Here is an 8,890-nt window from a genome sequence, read left to right on the forward strand (position 1 = left end):
CGGCCAGCTCCGTCGGCGACCCCACGGCGGGCGGCCATGCTCGCTGGGGCGGTCAGCTCGGTCGGCGACACCAGCGCAGCCAGCCACGCACGCTGCGGCGGCCAGCTCGGTCGGCGACGCCAGGGCAAGCCACGCACGCTGCGGCGCAGTAGTCGGCTGCGGCCGGCGCACGAACCGGGCCCCACTGAGCGGGGCCCTCACATGAGCCCCAACGGCCCCCAGCACCTCACCCGGCCCTCGCCCCTCACCCCACCGATCCGGCCAGCGCATCGAGCAGCCAGGTGTGCGCAACCCCCATCGGCGCGGCCTCCCCCGTGACCTCCCCCGCCAAATGCCAATACCGCCGCATCCGCGGTGACCGGTCCGCGGCCGTCCGCCGGTTCAATGCCCGCCGGAACTCCACGCTGTCCACTGCGCGATGGGCCGTCGCATGAGCCGCCACGAACCGGTCGAGCGCCGGCCCGGCTGCGGGTGGGAGACCAGCCGACACCGCACCGGAAGCCAAGACGCAGGCCTCGCCCACCGAGCCGTGCAACGCGCCCAGGTCCGCGATCCGCTCGTGGGCCACCAGCGTGCTCGCCCGCAGCCCCACCGCCAGCTCCCGGTCGGCCGCCAGCACCACCAGCTCCGCGTACGCGACCACCTGCGCGGTCGTCGGCGACTCCGGCGGCACCGGCGCGCCGATGTCCAGGAACATCCGGACCGTGTCCGGCGGGAGCGGGCCCGCCGTCATCGGCTCCCACAGCCGCACCAGCGCCTCGCGCGCCGCCGGGCCGTCCTGGACCGCCGACAGCAGGTCCAGGCGGGACGGCGCTTCCTCCACCGCGCGCAGCACCGAACGCCGCCAGGACAGAGTGGCCAGCTCGCGGTCGAGCGCCGTCCGCTCGGCCGCCACCGCGTCGTCCAGGGAACGGCGGCCGCCCAGGACGTCGGTGATCGAACGCAGGCCGAGACCGAGGCCGCGCAGCCGGCGCACCAGCTCGAGGCGCTCCACGGCCGCCGCTTCGAAGCGGCGGTGGCCGCCGACGCTGCGGGCGGGCTCCAGCAGGCCCTCGTCGCAGTAGAACCTGATCGTGCGGACCGGGACGCCCGTCCGCCGGGCCAGGTCGCCGATGCCCAGTGTGTCCTCGGTCACCTTCGGTCGAACCTCCAGCCGGGTGGAATTCCTACGGTACGGCCCATGGACACCACCAGACTCGCCGAAGGCCTCCACGACCACACCGCCGCGTTCGCCGGGGCGGTGACCGGCGCCGATCCCGAAACGCGGGTGCCGACCTGCCCCGACTGGCCGCTGCGGGTGCTCGTCGGGCACATCGGGCAGGCCCACCGCTGGGCCGCGAGCATCGTCGGCTCCGGGCCCTCCCCCGTCCCCGACCCCTTCGACGCCGACCCCGGCTCGCCCGAGAAGTGGTCCGATTGGCTGCTCCAGGGCGCCGCCGAGCTCGAGGACGCCATCCTGGCCGCCGACGAGACACCCGTGTGGACGTTCTTCGGCCCCCAGCCCGCCCGGTTCTGGCTGCGGCGGATGGCGCACGACACCACCGTCCACCACGCCGACGCCGCGTTCGCCACCGGCGCCGCGTTCGACGTCGCCCCCGACCTCGCCGGCGACGCGATCAGCGAGTGGCTGGAAATCCTCGCCGACCCCGCCACGGCGACCCTGAACCCCGCCTTCGCCCAGCTCCGCGGCACCGGCCAGACCCTGCGGCTCGCCCCGGACGACGGCCCCGGCTGGCTCATCACCCGCACCCCAGACGGCGTCCGCTGGACGCACGCACCCGGCCCGGCCGACGCGACCCTCGCCGGGCCCGTGCGGGACCTCCTGCTCGTCCTCACCCGCCGGCTCCCCGCGGACCGCGTGCGCGTCACCGGTGACCACGCGCTGGCCGAGCACTGGCTGGCGCACACGGCGGCGTAGCGAGGCGGCTCACTAGGATCACCGGCGACACCCGCAGACGAGTCTTGGAGGACCCAGGTGATCACCGCGATCGTGTTGATCCAGGTTGAGGCGGACGCGATCCCGGACGCGGCGCAGGCGATCGCCGACATCGAGGGTGTCGGCGAGGTCTACTCGTGCGCCGGGGACGTCGACCTCATCGCCACCGTGAAGGTGTCCGCGCACGAGGAGCTGGCCGACCTCATCCCCGGCCGGATCGGGAAGGTGCCGGGCGTGCTGGACACCGTCACGCACATCGCGTTCCGGTCCTACTCCCGTGCCGACACCGAGTCGGCCTTCTCGATCGGCGTCGAAGACTGACGCTCAGGCGGGCTGCCACAGCTCGACGCGGTTCCCCTCGGGATCCGTGACCCAGCCGAAGCGGCCGACGCCGGCCATGTCCTGGACGTCCTCGGCCACGTCGGCGCCCTTGGCGCGCAGCTGCGCCAGCATCGCGTCCAGGTCGCGGACCCGGAAGTTGAGCATCGTCTGCTGGGCGGGCGACCCGAAGTAGTCCGTCCCGGCCTCGAACGGCGCGAAGACGGTCGGCCCGGCCTCCTGCGGCCAGCTGCCGTGTTCGTCGGCGTCGAGGCCCAGGCAGTCCCGGTACCAGGCCCCCAGGGCCGCCGGGTCCGCCGCGCGGAAGAAGTAACCACCGATGCCGAGCACGCGTTCCATGCCGCGCATCGTGCCAGCACGGAAACACCGAAGGCCACCTCCGGCGAACCGGAGGTGGCCTTCGCGCTTGGGGTACGGCTAGTGGTCCGACTGCTTCGCGGCCGAAGCCGCATCGGCGGAGTCGAACTCACCGTGCTCGCCGTTCTCCGCACCGGAGTGCCCGTTGCCGTGGGCCCGCTGCAGCGCGGCGGTCTCCTCGGCCGGGTCCGGCGACCAGAGCGTGCCCGGGACGGCCTGGCCGGCCGAGCCCAGCTTGTTCATCTTCTTCGGCACGGACGCGCCCTGGTACTCGAGCGGGATCGCGTGGCCGTGGCTGTCCACGCCGCCGAGCGGCTGGTGGATCTCGATGAACTCACCGTGCGGCAGCCGCTTGATGATGCCGGTCTCGACGCCGTGCTCCAGCACCTCGCGGTCAGCCCGCTGCAGGCCAAGGCAGATCCGGTAGGTGAAGTAGTACGCCAGCGGCGGCACGAGGAGCACGCCGATGCGGCCCGCCCACGTCGTCGCGTTCAGGGAGATGTCGAACTGGTCGGCGATGATGTCGTTGAAGCCCGACAGCTCGATCACCATGAAGAAGCCCAGCGCCATCGCGCCCAGCGCCGTGCGGACCGGGACGTCCCGGGGCCGCTGGAGCAGGTTGTGGTGCGCGGTGTCCTTGGACAGCTTCCGCTCGAGGAACGGGTAGGTCAGGAACAGGCCGAACAGGATCGGCATGCCGATCGCGCCGGGGAAGAACACCGCCGGGATCGTGTAGTTCCCGAGGTAGACCTCCCACGCGGGCCAGATCCGGAGCATGCCGTCGGCCCAGGCCATGTACCAGTCGGGCTGCGAGCCCGCCGACACCTGCGCCGGGTTGTACGGGCCGAAGTTCCACACCGGGTTGATCTGGAACAGGCCCGACATCAGCGCCAGCACGCCCACGACCAGGGTGAAGAACGCCCCGCCCTTGAGCGCGAAGTACGGCATGATCCGGACGCCGACGACGTTGGTCTCCTTGCGGCGCACCCCCGGGAACTGGGTGTGCTTCTGGTACCAGACCAGCGCCAGGTGCGCCCCGACCAGCGCGAGCATGATGCCCGGCAGCAGCAGGATGTGCAGCGTGTACAGGCGCGGGATGATCTGGTCGCCGGGGAACTCCCCGCCGAACAGCGCCCAGTGGATCCAGGTGCCCATCACCGGCACCGAGAGGACGATGCCCGACAGCGTCGCGCGGATACCGGTACCCGAGAGCAGGTCGTCCGGGAGCGAGTAGCCGAAGAAGCCTTCGAAGCAGCCCAGGATCAGCAGCAGCCCGCCGATCACCCAGTTGGCCTCACGCGGGCGCCGGAAGGCGCCGGTGAAGAAGATGCGCAGCATGTGCACGGCCATCGACGCCACGAAGATCAGCGCCGCCCAGTGGTGCAGCTGCCGCATGAACAGCCCGCCGCGGACGTCGAACGAAATGTCCAGCGTCGTGCGGAAGGCCTGCGACATCTCCAGGCCCTGCATGTTCTTGAAGCTGCCCTGGTAGACGACCTCCTGCATGGAGGGGTCGAAGAACAGGGTCAGGTACACGCCGGTGAGCAGCAGGATGATGAAGCTGTAGAGCGCGATCTCGCCGAGCAGGAACGACCAGTGCGTCGGGAAGACCTTGTTCATCTGGTGCCGCAGGCCCTTGGCCGCGTGGTACCGCTGGTCCGCGTTGTCCGCGGCCTCGCCCAAGTGCCGCTCCACGGCACTCGACCCCTTGGTCGGCGTGGTGAGTGAACTCATGACTTACGCTCCCAAAAGGCCGGACCGATGGCCTCGATGAAGTCGCCTCGCGCGATCAAGTATCCCTCTTCGTCCACCGTGATCGGTAGCTGGGCCAGCGGACGCGTCGCCGGGCCGAAAATCGGCTTGGCGTAGTGCAGCGCGTCGAACTGCGACTGGTGGCAGGGGCACAGGATGCGGTTGGTGCGCTGCTCGTACAGGGAGGTCGGGCAGCCGACGTGGCTGCAGATCTTCGTGTACGCGTAGTAGTCGCCGAAGTTGAAGTCCTCCTGGCCGGCCCGCTTGACCACCTTGGCGGCGTCGGTCGGGCGCAGGCGGATCAGCATGACCGGGTTGTCCACCCGGGTCAGCGCGGCGGCGAGCAGTTCCGGCTTGTCCTTCTCGGACTCGCGGTACGGGAAGACGGTTTCCATCGCGCCGGCGTCGAGGTCCTCGGCCTTGACCAGGCTGACCTCTTCGCCCTCCTCCAGCGGCTTGCCGGTGTTGCGGCGCAGGTAGACCTTCTCGCCCGGGAAGTTCGGCTGCCAGCCGGTGTGCCACAGCGACTCGCGGGTCTCGCTGTCCTTCCACGGGTTCTTGATGAAGGACGCGAGCGGCAGCGCGGCGGCCGCGAGGCCCAGCGTGCCGGCCCCGGCGATCGCCGAGCGCTTGATCAGCGACCGGCGCGCGATGGTGCTGCGGTTGCCGGCGTCGGCCAGGTGCGCGAGGAACGTCTGGCGGTCGACCTCGGCCGACCCCTTGCCCTCGCCGTCGTGGCGCTCCTGCACCGCGACCTCGGCCGGCACGAACTTCTTCGTGTACAGGATCACGCCGATGCCGAGGCCGAGGATGGCCAGGCCGAGCGTGATGCCGAGCATCGGGGTGTAGAGGCTGTACCAGAAGTGGCCGCTCTCGTTGTCCGGCGACTCGTACTTCCACGGCCACCAGATCAGCGAGACGACGAAGGCCAGCCCGGCCACGGCGGACAGGGCGAACCAGAACGCCACCAGGCGCTCGGCACGGCGCTCCGCCCGGGTGCCCTCCACCGGCCACGGGGTCGGGTACTCGACGATCTCGACGCCGTCGAGCTGCCCGCCCAGCTTGACCAGCTGGTCCCGGTCCATCTCAGCCAGTTCCGCCTCCGTCGGCGGCTTCGGCCCCTCGGCACTCATGCCTTCGATCCAATCCACAACGTCACGCCGATCAGCGCGGCGATACCGACGATAAAGGCGATGACGCCCTCCGAAGCGGGGCCGACCCCGCCGAGGCCGTTACCACCCGGGTCATTGTTGCCGTCGGACACCGACTTCACGTAGGCGACGATGTCCTTCTTCTCCTCCGGCGACAGCTGCCGGTCGGAGAACTTCGGCATGTTCTGGGGGCCGGTGAGCATGGCCGTGTAGATCTGCTCTTCGCTGGCCGGGTCCAGGTTCGGCGCGTACTTGCCCGCCGACAGCGCGCCGCCGCGGCCGGTGAAGTTGTGGCACGAAGCGCAGTTCAGGCGGAACAGCTCGCCACCGCGCGCCGGGTCGGACCCGCGCAGGGCCTCGCCCTTCTCGGCCGGGCGCTGGACGCCGCCGCCGTGCGCCTGGATGTAGGCGCCGACCGCGTCGATCTCGGCCTCGGTCAGCTTCGGCGGCTTCCGCTCGATCTGCGCCTCCTGGCGCGCGGCGGGCATGCGGCCCGAAGAAGTCTGGAAGTACACCGCGGCGTCGCCGATGCCGATCAGGCTCGGCCCGCGGTCCTGCACGCCTTCGAGGTTCGCGCCGTGGCACGCGATGCAGGTGTTGTTGTAGACCTGCTCGCCCAAGCGCAGCTGCGCCGGCGTGCCCTGGGCCTGCGCGGTCTGCGGCTCGGGGGCGAACACGGCGTACAGGGCGCCGGCGCCCACCAGCGCGATCCCGAGCGCGAGCAGGCCGGCGAACCGCCTCCGCAGCTTCGACCGCGCGCGGTAGCGGCGCTCCGACGATTTGGTGCTGGTGGTCATCTTGCGGCAACCCTTGCTGTCAGTTCAGGCCGATGGTGATGGTGGTGGCGGCTGGGCGGACCTACGGAAGGAGGTAGATCACACCGAACAGGCCGACCCACACGATGTCGACGAAGTGCCAGTAGTAGGACACGACGATCGCCGACGTGGCCTGGGCGGGCGTGAACTTGCTCAGCTTGGTGCGGATGAGCAGGTACACGAAGGCGATGAGCCCGCCGATGACGTGCAGGCCGTGGAACCCGGTGGCGAGGTAGAAGACCGTGCCGAACGGGCCGGACGGGATCGTCATCCCCTCTTCGACCAGGTTGTGGTACTCGTTGGCCTGGCCGCCGACGAAGATCGCGCCCATGATCAACGTGATGATGTACCAGCGGCGCAGCCCGTAGACGTCGCCGCGCTCGGCGGCGAACACCCCGAACTGGCAGGTCAGCGAGGACAGCACGAGGATCACCGTGAACGGGATCGCGTACGCCACGTTGAGGTGGAACTCCTCGCCGTGCAACGGCGGCGGCCACTGGCCGGAGGAGTTCTGCGCCTTGACGGTGAAGAACATCGCGAACAGCCCGGCGAAGAACATCAGTTCGCTGGACAGCCACACGATGGTGCCGACACTGACCATGTTCGGCCGGTTCAGCGAGTGGACCCGCTGACTGATGGTGGGAGCTGCCGTTGTCACGCGTCGCATTATGTCCTCTCGCACCACCGCTCCGCCGGGTGGGTCCACGGCGAGCCGCCTGCGTTGCCGATCACACGGGATGCCCGGGAAGGTGAGAGCTACTCATGGGTTTGGTGAACCGCCTGCTCAACCTGGTCAAGAGGCGCGAAACGCCTGTTCTCGGGCCCGACGACCCCGGGCTGGAGATCGTCGCGGAAGCCTTCGACCCGGTCGTCGCGGACTCCGCCGTGCTCGCCGGTTCACCCGCTTGGGTCAGCACGGCACCGGCCGTCCTGCGGCACCACCTGCTGCTGCCGCCGGACCGGGTCGCCGAAGCGGCGTCGATCCTCGCGCAAGACGGCTACGACCTGCGGGAACAGGGCGTTTCGGGTGACTTCGCGCGGGTGCTCGCGGTGCGCGTCCAGGTGCTCGACGCGCTCCACTGCGCCCAGGAACGGTCCCGGATGGCGGGCCTCGCGCAACGATTGGGCGGCGACGCGCTGGGCTGGGACGCGCTCCAGCCGGAGCCGACCGCGTGATGTCCGTCTCGGCCGATACGATCGACGGAGTTCGGTGACGAGACGGAGGCGTGCTCAATGGGCGAGTCGATGCGGGTCCTGGTGTTCAGCCACAAGGCGGAGGTGCGCGAGGCGATCGTGAACGCGGTCGGGCGCCGTCCGGCGGCGGACCTGGCGCGCGTGGACTACGTCGAGGCGGCCGGGATCGCGGACGTGCTGTCCGAGGTGGACGCGGGCAACGTCGACCTGGCGATCCTCGACGGCGAGGCGCAGCCGACCGGCGGCATCGGCCTCTGCCGCCAGCTCAAGGCCGAGATCACGGACTGCCCGCCGATCGTGGTGTCGGTGCGGCGCAAGGACGACCGGTGGCTGGCGACCTGGTCGCAGGCGGACGCCGTGCTGGTGCACCCGCTGGACCCGCTGACCGCCGCGGAGACCGTCGCCGACGTGCTGCGACGGGTCCCCGTCGTGAACGGCTGAGCCCGATGACCACCCCGGTCCCCCGCACCTGGCCACCCCTGCTCAAGCAGCTCATCGCGGGCGTCGACCTCTCCGCGGAGGACACGGCGTGGGCGATGGACCAGATCATGAGCGGCGCCGCGAGCCCGGCCCGGATCGCCGGGTTCGCGGTCGCGCTGCGCGCCAAGGGCGAGACGCCCGAGGAGATCGCCGGCATGGCGGCCACGATGCTGGCGCACGCCCGCCGCGTCGAGCTGGACCGCCCGGCCGTCGACATCGTCGGCACCGGCGGCGACGGCTCGAACTCGGTCAACATCTCGACGATGGCGACGATCGTCACGGCGGCCGCCGGCGCGCCGGTGGCCAAGCACGGCAACCGCAGCGCGTCGTCGAAGTCCGGCGCGGCCGACGTCCTCGAGGCGCTCGGCGTGCGGATCAGCCTGCCGCCGGAGGACGTGCGCCGCAGCCTCGACGAGGTCGGGATCGGCTTCTTCCTGGCGTCGGCGTTCCACCCGGCGCTGCGCCACGCCGGCCCGGTGCGCAGCGAGCTCGGCATCCCGACGACGTTCAACCTGCTCGGCCCGCTCACCAACCCGGCCCAGCCGAGTGCCGCGGTCATCGGCTGCGCGTACGAGGACAAGACCCGGGTGCTGGCCGAGACGTTCGCCCGCCGCGGCACGACGGCCCTGGTCGTCCGCGGCGACGACGGCCTCGACGAGATCACCACCACGACGACGTCGACGGTCTGGGTGGTCTCGGGCGGCACGGTCACCGAGCGTTCCCTCGACCCGGCCGACCTGGGCATCCCCCGCGCGACGGCGGACGACCTGCGCGGCGGCGACGCGGCGGCGAACGCCGAGGTGGTCCGCGAGCTGGTGGGCGGCAAGGCGGGCCCGGTCCGCGACGCCGTGCTGATCAACGCGGCC

The 8,890-nt window shown here is 71.1% G+C and carries 11 protein-coding genes; 5 read left to right on the forward strand and 6 right to left on the reverse strand.

Annotation, left to right across the window (positions count from 1 at the left end):
* Positions 1 to 244: 244 nt before the first annotated feature.
* Complete coding sequence (locus tag G3I65_RS08120; protein ID WP_160695541.1) at positions 245 to 1,135, reverse strand: MerR family transcriptional regulator; 891 nt, start codon at positions 1,133 to 1,135, stop codon at positions 245 to 247.
* A 45-nt stretch (positions 1,136 to 1,180) separates the two neighbouring features.
* On the opposite strand from G3I65_RS08120, the gene G3I65_RS08125 reads away from it, so the two are divergent.
* Entirely contained in the window at positions 1,181 to 1,918 is a 738-nt protein-coding gene (locus tag G3I65_RS08125; RefSeq protein ID WP_160695542.1) for a maleylpyruvate isomerase family mycothiol-dependent enzyme, read from the forward strand.
* 57 nt (positions 1,919 to 1,975) lie between these two features.
* Complete coding sequence (locus G3I65_RS08130; RefSeq protein WP_086856699.1) at positions 1,976 to 2,257, forward strand: Lrp/AsnC family transcriptional regulator; 282 nt, start codon at positions 1,976 to 1,978, stop codon at positions 2,255 to 2,257.
* A gap of 3 nt (positions 2,258 to 2,260) precedes the next feature.
* On the opposite strand, the gene G3I65_RS08135 is transcribed toward G3I65_RS08130, so the two are convergent.
* The 5 genes from G3I65_RS08135 to G3I65_RS08155 form a co-directional block, all read right to left on the reverse strand.
* The gene (locus tag G3I65_RS08135; protein ID WP_160695543.1) at positions 2,261 to 2,614 is read right to left on the reverse strand and encodes a VOC family protein; all 354 of its coding nucleotides are present in this window, start codon (positions 2,612 to 2,614) and stop codon (positions 2,261 to 2,263) included.
* 78 nt (positions 2,615 to 2,692) lie between these two features.
* Positions 2,693 to 4,366, reverse strand: a complete 1,674-nt coding sequence (locus G3I65_RS08140) for a cytochrome bc complex cytochrome b subunit (RefSeq protein ID WP_160695544.1) — start codon at positions 4,364 to 4,366, stop codon at positions 2,693 to 2,695.
* Positions 4,363 to 5,517: a ubiquinol-cytochrome c reductase iron-sulfur subunit gene (locus G3I65_RS08145; protein WP_160695545.1), complete on the reverse strand. Its 1,155-nt coding sequence runs from the start codon at positions 5,515 to 5,517 to the stop codon at positions 4,363 to 4,365. The genes G3I65_RS08140 and G3I65_RS08145 overlap by 4 nt, the downstream gene beginning before the upstream one ends.
* Positions 5,514 to 6,332 carry a c-type cytochrome gene (locus G3I65_RS08150; RefSeq protein WP_160695546.1) on the reverse strand — a complete coding sequence of 273 codons (819 nt, stop codon included), beginning with the start codon at positions 6,330 to 6,332 and terminating at the stop codon, positions 5,514 to 5,516. The genes G3I65_RS08145 and G3I65_RS08150 overlap by 4 nt, the downstream gene beginning before the upstream one ends.
* A gap of 61 nt (positions 6,333 to 6,393) precedes the next feature.
* Positions 6,394 to 7,017 carry a heme-copper oxidase subunit III gene (locus tag G3I65_RS08155; protein ID WP_086681061.1) on the reverse strand — a complete coding sequence of 208 codons (624 nt, stop codon included), beginning with the start codon at positions 7,015 to 7,017 and terminating at the stop codon, positions 6,394 to 6,396.
* Between the two features lie 95 nt (positions 7,018 to 7,112).
* Here G3I65_RS08155 and G3I65_RS08160 point away from each other — a divergent pair, with 95 nt between their 5' ends.
* From G3I65_RS08160 to trpD, 3 genes are all read left to right on the forward strand, one after another.
* Positions 7,113 to 7,526, forward strand: coding sequence for a hypothetical protein (locus tag G3I65_RS08160; RefSeq protein WP_160695547.1), 414 nt, complete (start codon positions 7,113 to 7,115; stop codon positions 7,524 to 7,526).
* A gap of 57 nt (positions 7,527 to 7,583) precedes the next feature.
* On the forward strand, positions 7,584 to 7,985 hold the full coding sequence (locus tag G3I65_RS08165) for a hypothetical protein (RefSeq protein ID WP_160695548.1): 402 nt from the start codon (positions 7,584 to 7,586) through the stop codon (positions 7,983 to 7,985).
* A 5-nt stretch (positions 7,986 to 7,990) separates the two neighbouring features.
* The coding region (trpD, locus tag G3I65_RS08170) for an anthranilate phosphoribosyltransferase (protein ID WP_160695549.1) at positions 7,991 to 8,890 on the forward strand (900 nt) is incomplete at its 3' end.

It is taken from the genome of Amycolatopsis sp. SID8362 (assembly GCF_010550475.1).
In the GTDB taxonomy this organism is placed as follows: domain Bacteria; phylum Actinomycetota; class Actinomycetes; order Mycobacteriales; family Pseudonocardiaceae; genus Amycolatopsis; species Amycolatopsis eburnea.